The 13,742-nt window shown below is 64.6% G+C and carries 13 protein-coding genes; all 13 read right to left on the reverse strand.

Annotation, left to right across the window (positions count from 1 at the left end):
* Positions 1 to 139: 139 nt before the first annotated feature.
* On the reverse strand, positions 140 to 1,402 hold the full coding sequence (tyrS, locus tag HMPREF2990_RS12010; protein WP_038590440.1) for a tyrosine--tRNA ligase: 1,263 nt from the start codon (positions 1,400 to 1,402) through the stop codon (positions 140 to 142).
* 54 nt (positions 1,403 to 1,456) lie between these two features.
* The gene (locus tag HMPREF2990_RS12015; protein WP_038590438.1) at positions 1,457 to 1,642 is read right to left on the reverse strand and encodes a Trm112 family protein; all 186 of its coding nucleotides are present in this window, start codon (positions 1,640 to 1,642) and stop codon (positions 1,457 to 1,459) included.
* A gap of 11 nt (positions 1,643 to 1,653) precedes the next feature.
* On the reverse strand, positions 1,654 to 2,313 hold the full coding sequence (locus HMPREF2990_RS12020; protein ID WP_070764842.1) for a hypothetical protein: 660 nt from the start codon (positions 2,311 to 2,313) through the stop codon (positions 1,654 to 1,656).
* Positions 2,300 to 3,886 (reverse strand): vWA domain-containing protein, encoded by a 1,587-nt coding sequence (locus tag HMPREF2990_RS12025; protein WP_038590434.1) that lies wholly within the window; start codon positions 3,884 to 3,886, stop codon positions 2,300 to 2,302. Before HMPREF2990_RS12025 ends, HMPREF2990_RS12020 begins: the two co-directional genes overlap by 14 nt.
* Positions 3,883 to 5,043 carry a hypothetical protein gene (locus HMPREF2990_RS12030; RefSeq protein ID WP_070764843.1) on the reverse strand — a complete coding sequence of 387 codons (1,161 nt, stop codon included), beginning with the start codon at positions 5,041 to 5,043 and terminating at the stop codon, positions 3,883 to 3,885. Before HMPREF2990_RS12030 ends, HMPREF2990_RS12025 begins: the two co-directional genes overlap by 4 nt.
* Before the next feature lie 51 nt (positions 5,044 to 5,094).
* Entirely contained in the window at positions 5,095 to 6,528 is a 1,434-nt protein-coding gene (gene argH / locus HMPREF2990_RS12035; protein ID WP_070764844.1) for an argininosuccinate lyase, read from the reverse strand.
* Positions 6,529 to 6,540: 12 nt separating this feature from the next.
* The gene (locus tag HMPREF2990_RS12040) at positions 6,541 to 7,749 is read right to left on the reverse strand and encodes an argininosuccinate synthase (protein WP_038590421.1); all 1,209 of its coding nucleotides are present in this window, start codon (positions 7,747 to 7,749) and stop codon (positions 6,541 to 6,543) included.
* 105 nt (positions 7,750 to 7,854) lie between these two features.
* Positions 7,855 to 8,352, reverse strand: a complete 498-nt coding sequence (locus HMPREF2990_RS12045; RefSeq protein ID WP_038590419.1) for an arginine repressor — start codon at positions 8,350 to 8,352, stop codon at positions 7,855 to 7,857.
* Positions 8,349 to 9,281, reverse strand: a complete 933-nt coding sequence (argF, locus tag HMPREF2990_RS12050; RefSeq protein WP_070764845.1) for an ornithine carbamoyltransferase — start codon at positions 9,279 to 9,281, stop codon at positions 8,349 to 8,351. Before argF ends, HMPREF2990_RS12045 begins: the two co-directional genes overlap by 4 nt.
* 1 nt (position 9,282) lies before the next feature.
* The gene (locus tag HMPREF2990_RS12055; protein WP_070764846.1) at positions 9,283 to 10,473 is read right to left on the reverse strand and encodes an acetylornithine transaminase; all 1,191 of its coding nucleotides are present in this window, start codon (positions 10,471 to 10,473) and stop codon (positions 9,283 to 9,285) included.
* The gene (argB, locus tag HMPREF2990_RS12060) at positions 10,470 to 11,417 is read right to left on the reverse strand and encodes an acetylglutamate kinase (protein ID WP_070764847.1); all 948 of its coding nucleotides are present in this window, start codon (positions 11,415 to 11,417) and stop codon (positions 10,470 to 10,472) included. Before argB ends, HMPREF2990_RS12055 begins: the two co-directional genes overlap by 4 nt.
* Before the next feature lie 24 nt (positions 11,418 to 11,441).
* Complete coding sequence (gene argJ / locus HMPREF2990_RS12065; protein ID WP_070764848.1) at positions 11,442 to 12,614, reverse strand: bifunctional glutamate N-acetyltransferase/amino-acid acetyltransferase ArgJ; 1,173 nt, start codon at positions 12,612 to 12,614, stop codon at positions 11,442 to 11,444.
* A 54-nt stretch (positions 12,615 to 12,668) separates the two neighbouring features.
* Positions 12,669 to 13,712, reverse strand: coding sequence for an N-acetyl-gamma-glutamyl-phosphate reductase (gene argC, locus HMPREF2990_RS12070; RefSeq protein WP_070764849.1), 1,044 nt, complete (start codon positions 13,710 to 13,712; stop codon positions 12,669 to 12,671).
* Positions 13,713 to 13,742 lie beyond the last annotated feature (30 nt).

Genomic DNA, 13,742 nt, shown 5'->3' on the forward strand with positions numbered 1-13,742 from the left:
GCTCGCGGCAACGAGAAAATACTTAACCATTTTCCACACACCAACACAAATCGCCAGCACAAGGCGCATATTCGTGCAAAGCAAAACGCCGTTGCTTCTCCTTACACGAGAAGCAACGGCGTTGCAGCGAATTGAAGCCCTACATCTTCTTGGCGCCAGCAAAGCTCTTCTTGCCGCGGCGCAGCACGAGCCACGATCCGTGCAGGAGATCGTCGGCAGTCGGCGTCCAGTCCTCGGACTCCACACGCTCGTTGTTGACGTAGATGCCGCCTTCCTTGACGGATCGGCGGGCTGCGCCCTTCGACTCCGACAAGCCAGCGCCGACGAGCAGATCGACGATGGAGGTCTCAGCGTCGCTGAACTCGAAGACCTCGGTCGCGGAGACTGCCGAGGCGAGCGTCTGCTCGTCCAGGTCACGGATCTCGGCGCGACCGAACAGCGCCTGCGAAGCAAGTTCAACGCCTTCGCGAGCCTTCACCCCGTGCACCAGGTCGGTCATCTCCTGCGCGAGACGCTTCTGTGCCTCACGCTTGAAGGGGCGCTCTTCCACCTCGACCGCAAGACGATCAAGCTCTTCCTGATCAAGGAAGGTGAACCAACGCAGGTAGCGGATAACGTCGGCATCAGCAGTGTTCACAAAGTATTGGTACCAGGTGTACGGGCTGGTCATTTCCGGATCGAGCCACAGGGAGCCGCCGCCGGTGGACTTGCCGAACTTCTTGCCCTCGGAATCGGTCACGAGCGGAACAGTCAGCGCGTGAACCTGCTCGCCATCCATGCGACGGTTCAGGTCTACGCCAGCGACAAGGTTGCCCCACTGGTCGCCGCCACCGACCTGCAGCACGCAGTCGTGGTTGCGACGCAACTGCACGTAGTCGTTTGCTTGCAGCAGCATGTAGGAGAACTCGGTGTAGGAGATGCCGTCGTTTTCCAGGCGGCGCTTCACGGTGTCGCGGCTGAGCATGGTGGACAAGGAGAAGTGCTTGCCCACGTCGCGGAGGAAGTCAATGACGGTCATGTCCTTGATCCAGTCATTATTGTTCACCAGCAGCGCGGCGTTGTCCCCCTCGAAGGAAACGAAGCGCTCGAGCTGGCTCGAAATGCGACCTGCCCAGTCGGCGACCGTGTCAGAGGAGTTCATCGTTCGCTCCCCCACGTCTCGCGGGTCGCCGATCATGCCGGTAGCGCCGCCGGCCAGCACGATCGGGCGATGGCCAGCTTCCTGGAAGCGGCGGAGCATGAGCAGAGGGACGAGGTGGCCCGCGTGCAGCGACGGGCCCGTCGGGTCAAAACCGCAGTACAGGCTGATCGGCGCCTCGGTCGCGGTCCGCAGTGCCTCCAGGTCAGTGGACTGGTTGATCAGTCCGCGCCATTCAAGCTCATCAACAATGTTCGTGCTCATAGGTAGTCTCTCTCAATTCTCTCGTGGTGATACAGGGCTGAGCGAAGCGCGTAGCTACGCGGACGGTGCGGACGGATAGTCCTGCGCCTCGTCGATAAGGAGCACCGGGATGCCGTCGTCGATGCGATAGGCAATGTTGAGGCGCTCGTTCACCAGCAACTGTTCATCTTCCTTGTACGTCAGCGGGCCCTTGTCCTGTGGGCAGGCCAGTACGTCAAGGAGTTTCGGATCGAGACTCATAGCACTCAAGCTTACTGGTAGGGGTTCGTCGAAGGAGTGTCGGGATCGGTTGGTGGGTCCAACGCTGCGTCGTCAAGCGAAATTGGCCCTTTGAGCGCCTCTTTGAGGTAGGTGGCCTGCGATTCGAGCGCGCGCAAATTGTTGTCCAAAATGCCCTGCTTGACCCGGTCGACGGCCTTCGTCATGGTGTCGAGGGACTCCATGCACCACAGGGAGGCATCCTCCCCGCGGTACAGCGGGGAGTTGAGGTAGGTGGTTACGACCTCGGGGAAGTAGATTTTCGACACGTTGTACACCGTCTGCTGGTGCTCTGGCGTCGCATTCAGATCATCCCAGCGCGAGAGCACGAAGCGGATCGCAGCTTGCAAGGCGAGCGCCTCGTTGTACACCGGGGGCGGGACATTTGCCCGGTGCAGCTTCGTCAGGTTCTCCTGCACCTCGGCGTCGATGAGAGCCTGCGTCGGGACACTCGGCTCCAGGGCCTTCTGCTCGCGCGAGGGGGTCAGCAGCGCACCCGCGCCATACGCCGCGGTGGTGGCGACCAGCCACGGGATCACGCCTGCTGCGCCAATGAGGCCAAACACGATGAACAGGCCCGTGGTCAGCGCGGCGGCAATCATGCCGACCTGGTTCTTGCGCGAGCTGAAATACGCCCACTTATTGGTAGCCACGGATCTCCTTAAACATCTCGGCCAACTCTGCCTGCTGCGCGTCGAAAACTTTACCCCCCGTCAGCTCCGCAAGCTTGTCCATTTCAGCGCGTTTCGCCTCGCCGTACAGAATGACGAACACGGGTATACCTGCCCACTCGTCGTGCTGGGCATACTCGGCTGCGAACTCATCGTAAAAGGGTGGCACGGTCGCTTCACCGTCGGAAAGCAGCACGATCGTCGGGGCACGGAACTCACCATCCTGCTCGGCGCTGCGCATCTTGGCTTGCTCTTCCAGCACTCCCTTCAGGGCTCCGTAGGTGGCGGTGTACCCGTCGGCTTCGAGACCGTCGATAAACTCGCTTAGCGTGGCGCGACTTTGTGGATCATCCTCGGAAAGCGTCGCGGTCACGCCGTCGAGCAGTTCGCTGTTGAACGGCCGTAGACTTACTGATTCCCGGTTGCGGAAGGAAACATCGCCTGTCGACGTCGCCGCGGAGCCCCCAATGAGCTGGCCCATGATGGCCTTCAGCGAAGTCATGCGCTCGCCCTGCATTGACCCGGAGGTATCCAGCAGGAAGATGGACTGGCCCGGGCGGCGGAAGTCGTCGTTGTAGCGCTCCAGCAGGGTGCGTGCCACGGTCTCGTTTGCCGGGTATTGCAGGTCGATCGGGTTCTGGCCGGACAGCTCCGCGGGCAGGGCGTCTACCGGGAAGACCGGGCGACGGTAGGTGTCTGCGACTTCCTGCTGGTGCTCCTCGAACCACTCTGCCAGCTCGCGCACGGTGTCAGCGGAGCCTTCGTGCTGCGGCGTGCGCAGCGTGCTCAACGGGTAGTCGGCGGTGATCGTGCCGTCTGCGGGCACGATCACCTCAAGGTCGACCCCGTCCTTCTTCAGCTGGTGCAGGGTGGACTCGTAGTTGAAGATGCCGTCGGCTTTCGACGAGTCGTCGCGGAAGGTGTCCGCGAGCCACCCAGACGAGCCCGAGGACAGGGTCTGGGCCGAGAAGAACTCTCCTAGCTGCGGACCTACCGCGTCAAGGTCCTGCTGGGAAAGCGCCACGCCTGTGTCCGCGAGCGCGGTAGCGGCGGAGACCACGGTAGAAAACCCGGAGTTCGACGCGGTGGGGTCCGTCATCCCGAAGGTAAACTCGCCGTCCTTCGCGGCCTGGGCAAGGTCTTCCCAGGTGGGCGGGTTGTCAACCCAGCCGTTGGAGCGAGCGATTTCGCTGCGCAGCCCAATCGCGATCGGCGAGCTCGCCAGCGGGTACTCCTCCCCCAGCGCATCCGCGGCACCGATCAGGTTGGCGTAGCGGTTCGTGGCGAACCAGGTCGCGTCGTACGCCCCGTCCAGCTCACCGGCCTTGAGCGCCTGCGAGTTCTCTAGGGTGCCGCCGAGGTAGGTCACCTCGATATCGGTGCCCAGCTCCTCACCGGCCTGCTGAATTAGCGGTTCGAGGTCTTGCAGCTCAGTGGCCGCCACAATGTGCAGCGGCTTGTTTTCTCCCAGCTGCGGGAGCTGGTCCAGCGCCGAGCACCCGGATGCGACCAGTGCCAGCATCAGCGTCGTGCAGAGGGCAAAGATTCTCTTCATAGGGTTGCCTCCTCGTTGGCGGGCGGTTGGCCTCCGTAGCGCTCGCCCACCCCGTCGAGAAGCTGCTCGAGCTGGTCAAAGGTGGGTGGGTCGACGCTGTTGACGTAATCGGACGGCGCGGGCAGGCCGTGTGCTTCGAGTTCTTCTGCCAGCGAGCCACTTTCAGCCGGGCGGAAGCCGTGCTTGGCTGCCAGTTGTTGCAGCTCCGGGTCCGTGCTCAGCAGGCGTCCAAGCTCCTTACCTGCATCGGAGATCCCGACGATGCCGTGGTTTGCCACCACCGTGGGTTCGAGCTGCATGAGCACCATGTCCTCGCGGATCCGCGAGCGCTCCTTCATCTGCTCGCCAAGGAACTGCGCCTCGTACACCAGCACCAGCGGCATGGAACCCATCCCCTGGCTCAGGTAATCGCGAAACGGTGCCGAAGACGAGGATTCGGAGTAACCCTGGCCCACAAAGAACGGGGCAATCTTGTCCACGAGCGCATCAGGGGAGATGCCGGGCTCTTCCTCCTGGAACTGCCACGCCAGCAGCGACAGGTACATCGCCGCAGAGTTGGAAGTACGAATATCCGTGGTGCTTACCTGCACCTGGCGGGGCGAGGCGTAGCCGTCGCCAAGGTCGCGCCAGCGCTTCCCTTCTTCCACCAGCTTGATGTAGGCGGCCATGTCGAAGGCGTAGGCGCCATCGGCGCGGTGGACCACGCCCTCGCGCTCGAGCATCTCCGCTAGCGGCTTCCAGCTCGCAATGGCCATCGGGGTAAAGAAGGGGTAGTCCACCGAGTAGTTGGATCCCAGACTCTTCACCTTTTGTGCGGCCGGACCGGAGGAAGGAAAGACGAAGTCCTGCTTCTCTAAGTCAGTACTCGTGGCGATCTGCCGCGAGCCCGCAGTGGAAAACTCGACGGTATAGCCGAGCTTCTCCAGTCGCTCTTTGACTTCCGGGTCGTCGAAGTAGTCCCGCTTTTCCGAGCCGATCACACCGCGCACTGTGGTCATACCCGAGCCGCCACCAAGCCCGAAAAACCCTCCAGAAGACTGGGAGTCTCGCGCGCTGTAGACCGCATACCCAGCAAGCACGAGCAGGATACAACCCAAAACAGCCGAAAGCACGCGGGATCCGCGTTGCTTTCGGTTGTCGCCAGTAGATTCAGTCATGCACCCAGCATAGAGTGCGCTAAGTCACTTCGCAGTGGAAAGGAGTACCCCCTAGCCGCGCAAGGGCTTCTCGGCCCAGGCGCGGTACGCCGCATTAGCCTCCGCCACGCGTTCGCGCTGCTCCACCACGCGCACCTTGGCGGTGCCACCGCGGGTGTCGCGGGAGGCCACTGCCCCATCGATGGTGAGCACCTCGCGCACCTCGGGCTTCAATCGCTTATCGACGCCCGCGAGCTCCTCATCCGTCAAATCCACCAAATCGACGCCGCGCTGCTCAGCGATACGCACGCAGGCGCCGGAGGCCTCGTGGGCTTCGCGGAAGGGCACGCCCTGGCGCACCATCCACTCCGCCAGATCCGTGGCCAGAGTGAAACCGGCCGGCGCGAGCTCGCGCATGCGGTCCTCGTGGAACACCAGCGTGGAGACCAACCCGGTCATCGCCGGCAGGAGGATGCGCAGCTGGTTGACCGAGTCGATCACCGGCTCCTTGTCCTCCTGCAGGTCGCGGTTGTACGCCAGCGGCATCGCCTTGAGCGTGGCCAGCAGACCGGTGAGGTTGCCCAGCAGGCGGCCGGTCTTGCCGCGCGCGAGCTCGGGCACGTCCGGGTTCTTCTTCTGCGGCATGATCGAGGAGCCGGTCGACCAGGCGTCGTCGAGCGTGATGTAGCCGAACTCCGGAGTGGACCACGCGATGAGCTCCTCCGACAGCCGGGAGATGTCCACGGCGATCTGAGCGAGCACGTAGGCGGTCTCCACCGCGAAATCGCGCGAGGCGGTGCCGTCGAGCGAGTTGTCGGTCGCAGAGTCGAAGCCCAGCTCGGTGGCGATTGCCTCCGGGTCCAGGTGCAGCGAAGATCCGGCCAAGGCGCCTGAGCCATAGGGCGAGACCGCCAGGCGCTTATCTGCGTCCTGGATCCGCTCCAGGTCGCGCAGCAGCGGCTGCGCGTGCGCGAGCAGGGAGTGCGCGAGCAGGATCGGCTGCGCCGCCTGGAAGTGGGTCTTGCCCGGCATGATCGCGTCCGGGTGCGCCGCCGCTTGGTCGACGAGCGCGTCGATGAGGTTGCTCACCTCAACCGCGACCCCGCGCAGGGCGTCGCGGCACCACATGCGGAACATCGCGGCGACCTGGTCGTTGCGGGAACGCCCCGCGCGCAGGCGGCCGCCGACCTCGGGGCCAACGCGCTCGATCAGGCCGCGCTCCATCGCGCCGTGGACATCCTCATCCGTCGGAGCTGGGACAAAGGTGCCTTCTGCAACGTCCTTGCCCAGCTGATCGAGACCGGCGAGCATGGTGTCCAAGTCGGCGTCGGAAAGCAGGCCCGCCTTGTGCAGCACCTTGGCGTGCGCCTTCGAGGCCAACACGTCATACGGTGCGAGCACCCAGTCAAAGTGGGTGGACACGCTCAGTGCGAACATCGCTTCCGAGGGACCGCCGGAGAAACGGCCACCCCACAGCGCGCCTTCATTCGTCTTGTGCTGCTCCATACCTATCGGCTCCTACTTCTGCGCGCCCGCTTCGCGGTCGCGCTTGTTGGCAATCTGCGAGCTCAGGCCGTGCAGGCGCACGAAGCCCTTGGCCAGGGTCTGATCGAAGGTGTCGCCCGTGTCGTAGGTGGCCAGGTTGAAGTCGTAGAGCGAGTGGTTGGAACGGCGGCCGTTGACCGTCGCCTTGCCTGCGTGCAGCTCCATGCGGATATCGCCGGTAACGTGCTCCTGAGTGGACTCGATAAACGCGTCCAGGGACCGCTTCAGCGGGCCGAACCAGAGACCGTCGTAGACCTCTTCGGACCAGCGGGCGTCGATAAGCCGCTTGTAGCGCGCGAGCTCACGCTCGACGGTGACATCCTCCAGCGCCTTGTGCGCGGTGATCAGGGTGATCGCGCCCGGTGCCTCGTAGACCTCGCGGGACTTGATGCCCACCAGGCGGTCCTCGACCATGTCCAGGCGGCCGATGCCCTGCGCACCGGCGCGGCGGTTGAGCTCCTCGATGGCCTCCAGCACGGTGACCTTGCGGCCGTCGATGGCGACGGGCTTGCCGGACTCAAAGGAGATGATGACCTCGTCCGGGGCGTTGCCCAGCGCCGGGTCCTCGGTGTAGGCGTAGAGGTCCTTTGTCGGCGGGTTCCACAGGTCCTCCAGGAAACCGGTCTCGACGGCGCGGCCCCACACGTTCTGGTCGATGGAGAACGGAGATGCTGCGGACTGCTCGATCGGCAGGTCCTTGCCCTCTGCGAACTCGATGGCCTTGTCACGGGTCCACGCAAAGTCGCGCGCAGGTGCCACGATCTCCAGATCCGGGTCCTGGTTAAGGAAGCCGACCTCGAAGCGGACCTGGTCGTTGCCCTTACCGGTGCAGCCGTGTGCGACGTGAGTACCGCCGTGCTCCTGTGCTGCCTCCACCAGGTGCTTGACAATCAACGGGCGCGAAATGGCGGATACCAGCGGGTACTCGCCCTGGTACATGCCGTTGGCCTTGATGGTGGGCAGGCAGTACTCCTCGGCGAACTCGTCCTTCGCGTCCACCACGACGGACTCGACCGCGCCACAGTCGAGCGCGCGCTGGCGCACCGACTCCATGTCCTCGCCGCCCTGACCCAGGTCGAGCGAGACGGCGACGACGTCAGCGTCCAGCATTTCGCCCAGGTACGGGATGGCGACGGAGGTATCTAGACCGCCGGAGTACGCGAGAACAACGCGATTGCTCATGAAAAGAAAGCTCCTTTGCTTTAGGTGTAAATCAAGTTGAAAAATTTCACGCTTGGCTAAGCGTACCCCGGTGCCTTAAGCAGCGGGGCAACCGGCGTGCACCGCCTATTCGTTGGCCGGGTGGACATGCCCGAAGACTTTGACGCCCAGGTCTTTGCCGGTAAGCGGCTCGCGCGCAAGCACGAAGATTGTGTCGTCGCCGGCGATACAGCCGACCACCTCGTCCAGGCCAACCCGGTCGATGTAGCTGGCCAGGTACTGCGCAGCGCCCGGCGGTGTGCGCAGCACGGTGGTGTTGCCCGTGTAGTCCACGGAGACCACCAGTTCCTCGATCATCCGGCGCAGCTTTTCCCGGGGACCGGACTGCACCACGTTGATGGAACCGGTATCAGAAGTCACCGTGTAGTAGGCGCGACCGCCGCCGAGCGGGCGGATCTTCTTCGCGCCGAGCTCGTCTAAGTCGCGCGAGAGCGTCGCCTGGGTGATCTCGATGCCGTCGGACTGCAGGATCTCGGAAAGCTGCGCCTGCGAGGACACCCGGGTCGAGCTGATGATCTCTAAAATGCGGGCCTGCCTGGCGGTACGCGAGACGGGTTGGGTCATGCGCTTTCCTCCTGGTGTGTCAAAAGCCAAGCCAGCAGCGCTTTCTGCGCGTGCAGGCGGTTTTCCGCTTCGTCGAAGACGCGGGAGGCCGTGCCGTCGATGACCTCTGCGGTGACCTCGTTACCGCGGTAAGCGGGCAGGCAGTGCAGGAAGATGGCGTCCTCGCCTGCACGGGCCATGAGGTCAGCGTTGACCTGGTAGGGCAAAAATGGGGTGCGGCGGTCCTTGCCGTCGTCCTCCTGCCCCATGGACACCCAGGTATCGGTGATGACCACGTCGACGCCGTCGACGGCGGCCAAGTCAGCGGTCACGGTCACCTCGGCCCCGGTCTCGGCTGCGCGGGCGCGGGCACGCGTGACGAATTCCTCCTTCGGGTGGAAGCCCTCCGGTGCCACGATGGCGATGTCGACGCCCGCGGTGGCAAAGCCAAGCATGTAGGAGTTGGCCATATTGTTGTCGCCGTCGCCAAGGTAGGCGGCGCGCAGGCCTTTGAGCTTGCCAAAGTTCTCTTGAACCGTCTGCAGGTCCGCCAAGATCTGGCAGGGGTGCAAATCGTCGGAGAGCGCATTGACCAGCGGTACCGTCGCGGTCTCCGCCATTTTGTGGAAGTTGTCGTGGGCGTACGTGCGCCACACGATCGCGTCCACAAAACGGGAGAGCACCGCCGCCGTGTCCTGCAGGGTCTCGCCCTTGCCCATCTGCGACTTCGACGTATCCGTAACAATCGCGTGCCCGCCAAGCTGCGTGATGCCCACGTCGAAGGAGAAGCGGGTGCGCGTCGACGTCTTGTCAAAGAGCACCGCCACCGACTTCGGCCCCGCAAGCGGGCGGTGCGCAAAGCGGTCGCGCTTCATCTTCGCGGCCAGCGCGAGCACCTCGGCCTGCTCGACCGGGGAAAGATCGTCGTCTGCCAAAAAGTGTCTGGTCATCCTAGTTCCCTTTCTGCTGCTCCGTCGCGTCCCGCAGGGCGAGCGCGACCCGCTCGAGTGCGGTGTCAATGTCTTCGTCAGTGATCACGAGTGGCGGTGTTAAGCGCAGCACGCTTGCCGACGGCGCGTTGACGATCACCCCGCGCTTAAGCCCAGCCGCCACAGCTTCCTTCGCCACAGGCGCTTCGAGCACGGCACCGAGCATGAGTCCGCGGCCGCGGACTTCGCGCACTCCGTCGATCGCCGCCAGCCCCTCGGCGAGCTTCTCGCCCTTGCGGCGCACCTCGGCGAGGAAGTCATCATCGACCGTGTCGAGCACGGCGTTGGCCGCGGCGCAGGCCACCGGGTTGCCGCCGAAGGTGGTGCCGTGGCTGCCAGGGGTGAACAGCTCCGCCGCCTTGCCGCGCGCGAGGACCGCGCCGATCGGCAGGCCGCCGCCGAGCCCCTTGGCCATGGTGACGACATCAGGCAGGATGCCCTCGTGCTGGAACGCGAAGAAGTCGCCGGTGCGTCCGATGCCGGTCTGTACTTCGTCGATAAGCAGCAGTGCCCCGCTCTCATCGCAGATTTCGCGCAGGCCGGTAAGGAAGCCTTCTGGGGCGGGAATGACGCCGGTTTCACCCTGGATGGGCTCGACGATGATCGCGGCTACCTCGGCCGGGTTCTTGGTCACAAGCGCGCGTACCGCGTCGAGGTCGCCGTAGTCGAAGAACTCAACGCCGGCAGGCAGCGGCTCGAAAGGCGCGCGCTTTTCCGGCTGGCCGGTCAGCGCCAGCGAACCCATCGTGCGGCCGTGGAAACCGTGGACTGCTGCCAGCACCCGGGACCGTCCGGTCAAGCGTGCAAGCTTGAAGGCGGCTTCGTTGGCTTCGCCTCCCGAGTTGCAGAAGAACAGGCGCGCGCTCTCGTCGCCGAAGCGGGCCTTCAGCTTCTCGGCGGCGGCCACGACCGGAGTGGAGCCGAAGAGGTTGGACACGTGCCCGAGCGTGCTGATCTGGTTGCTCACGGCTTCCACGATCGCCGGGTGCGCGTGGCCCAAGGAGTTCACCGCGATACCTGCGAGCAGGTCAATGTAGTCGGTGCCGTCCTCGCCGGTGGCGTGTGCACCCTTGCCGGAGACGAGCGTGACCGGCGGGGTGCCGTACGTGTTCATCAGCGTGGCGTTCCACGCGGACTTGTTCGACTGGGTCATGCGGTTTCATCCTTCCTAAAGACTGTGCCTTCTGGGTACTCGTTCGCGTCGTAAGCTTCCGGCAAGACCATCGTGCCGATGCCGCCGACGGTCAAAAGCTCAAGCAACACCGAGTGCGCGATGCGGCCATCGATCACGTGCGCTGCCTTGACCCCGCCGTTGACGGCGGTCAGGCACGCGCCCATCTTCGGGATCATGCCCGTATCCAGCTTAGGCATCATCTGCGCCAGGTCGTCGGCCTTGATCTTGGACAGCAGCGAATCCTTGTCCGGCCAGTCGGTGTAGAGCCCCTCGACGTTCGTGAGCACCACCAGGCGCTCCGCGCCGATGGCGGCGGCCAGGGCACCGGCGGCCTCGTCGGCGTTGATGTTGTAGACGTTGCCATCCGTGCCCGGGGCGATGCCGGAGACGACCGGGATGCGGCCCGCCTCGATGATGTCCATCACCGCGGAGGGGTTCACGTCTGTGATGGTGCCGACCAGGCCGATGTCGGTGGGCGTGCCGTCGACATCGACATAGCGGCGCTCGGCGGTAAACAGCCCGGCGTCCTCGCCGGAGGTGCCCACCGCATATGGACCGTGCGAGTTGATCTTGCCCAGCAGGTCGCGGCCGACCTGGCCGAAAAGCACCATGCGCACCACATCCAGGATCTCCGGGGTGGTCACGCGGAACCCGCCGACGAACTCGCCGCCGTCCAAGTCCAGGCGCTTGAGCATCGCGGTGATCTGCGGGCCACCGCCGTGCACCACCACCGGCTTCGCGCCGACGGTGCGCAGAAAGACCATGTCGGCGGCGAAGGCGGCCTTGAGTGACTCATCAATCATGGCGTTGCCGCCGTACTTGACCACCACGATCTTGTCGCGGTAGTGCTGCAGCCAGGGCAGCGCCTCGGCAAGTACGTGCGCGCGCGCCTCGCTTGTCAACGACTGCAGTGCGCTATCCATATGCTTCCTCTCTTCCTGCGTGCATTAAGAGCTGTAGGCCGAGTTGATTTCCACGTAGTCGTGCGACAGATCGGTCGTGTGCACCGTGGCTTTGCCCGGTCCGCCGGTGCCAAGGTCCACGAGCACGTCGATATCCGCACCGCTCAGATCCACCTCGCGTGCGCCCGGCGTACCAGTCGAGTCGATGCAGACCGCCTCGCCGTTGAAAGAGACGGAAATCTTGTCCGGGTCCATCTCCGCATCCGCCATGCCGACGGCCGCGAGCGTGCGGCCCCAGTTCGGATCCGAGCCGAACATCGCGCACTTGAACAGGTTGTCGCGACCGAGCGTGCGCGCGGCGTTGAGCGCCTGCTCATCGTCGGCGGTACCGGTGACCGTAATGTTGACGCGCTTGGTCACGCCCTCGGCGTCGGCCTGCATCTGGCGCGCAAGCGAGTCGCAGACGTGCAGGATGGCGGCGTTGAGCTCTTCCTGGCTCGGGGTGATGCCGCTGGCACCATTGGCCATGACGATCACGGTGTCGTTTGTGGACGTCGATCCGTCAATATCCACCGTGTCGAACGTGACCTTCGTGGCCTTGCGCAGCGCCGCATCGAGCGCCTCCGGCGTGGCCTGCGCGTCAGTGGTGATGCACACCAGCATCGTCGCCAGCGAAGGTGCCATCATGCCAACGCCCTTGCCCATCGCGCCGACGGTAAAGCCCTCTCCGGTGTACACGGCTTCCTTGCGCACCAGGTCGGTGGTCAGAATCGCGTCCGCAGCCGCCTGGCCGTTGTCCGCACTAAGCGCCGGGACAAGGGAGTCCACTCCCCCTTTGACCTTGTCCATCTCCAACAGCTCGCCGATCAGCCCGGTCGAGCACACCGCGACCTCGCCCGCGTCCACGCCGAGTGCCGCCGCAGCATACGCCTGGGACTCGCGGGCATCCGCGTCACCCTGCGCACCGTTGCAGGCATTCGCGTTGCCGGAGTTGTACAACACGGCACGCAACGAGCCGTCCGCCACCGCCTGCTGCGAAAGCTTCACCGGCGAGGCCTTCACGCGGTTGCGTGTGAACACCGCGGCGGCGTCGAAGCGCGGCCCGGTGTTCACCACCAGCGCCATGTCCGGCTTGCCGGAAGGCTTAATCCCTGCCTGTGCGGCAGCTGCCGTGAAACCCTGCGGGGCGGTCACGCCCTGTGCATTGTGCGTACTCATAGTCTCTATTGTTCTCTTTCTTCAGCGTCCGGGGTGTCGGATTGGGGTGCAGATTTAAGGAGCAACGCCCTGTCGCGGTAGCCCATCCGTCTCCGCAAACCCGAGCGCCAAGTTCATGCACTGCACCGCCGCCCCGCCGGTGCCCTTGGTCAGGTTGTCGATCGCCGAGGTCATCAATACAACGCCGGCACCCTCGTCCACCTCGACCTGCAGGTGGCACATATTCGAGCCGACCACATTCTGGGTCTGCGGCTGCGCACTCTCCGGCAGCAAGTGAACGAAAGGCTCGTCCTTGTACGCAGCCTCGTAAGCAGCGCGCACAGACTCCTTCGTCGCACCCTGCGCCAGCGGTGCCGTGATGGTGGTGAGGATGCCGCGCGGCAGCGGTGCAAGCACCGGCGTGAAGCTCACGTTCACCGGGGCGTCGGTCACCTCGGCAATATTCTGCATAATTTCCGGCGTGTGGCGGTGCGTCCCGGCGGTCTTATATGCCTTGAGGGAGCCCATAGTCTCAGCCCCGAGCATGCCTACCGACGCCTTCTTACCCGCACCGGACACACCAGTGATCGCCACCACGCGAAGGTCGGGCTCGCACACACCCGCAGCAACCGCGGGCAGCACCGCCAGCGTCGCACCCGTGGGGAAACAGCCGGGCACCGCGATCCGGGTTGCACCGCGCAGCGCCTCGCGGTGCCCGGGCATCTCCGGAATACCGTAGGGCCACGAGCCTGCATGTTCGCTGCCGTAGTAGTGCTGCCAGGCAGCCGCATCGCGCAGCCGGAAGTCGGCGGCGCAGTCGATCACCACGGTCTCGTCGGGCAGTGCCTTGCCGATCTCGGCGGAAAAGCCGTGCGGCAGGCCCAAGAAGACGACGTCGTGGCCGGCGAGCACCTCGGGCGTGGTCTGCTCGATCACGCGATCCGCCAGTTCCGGCAGGTGCGGCATGAGCTCGCCGACGCGCTGACCCGCGTTCGAGTTTCCGGTGAGCGCGCCGATGGTCAGCGCGCCTGATTCATAGGCCGGGTGACGCAAAAGCAGGCGGAGGATCTCCCCGCCTGCGTACCCGGTCGCCCCGGCGACTGCTACGTTCAGTGTCATACCGACACCCTACTTGTTTATGCAGTCGAT

The organism is Corynebacterium sp. HMSC071B10, from assembly GCF_001814825.1.
In the GTDB taxonomy this organism is placed as follows: domain Bacteria; phylum Actinomycetota; class Actinomycetes; order Mycobacteriales; family Mycobacteriaceae; genus Corynebacterium.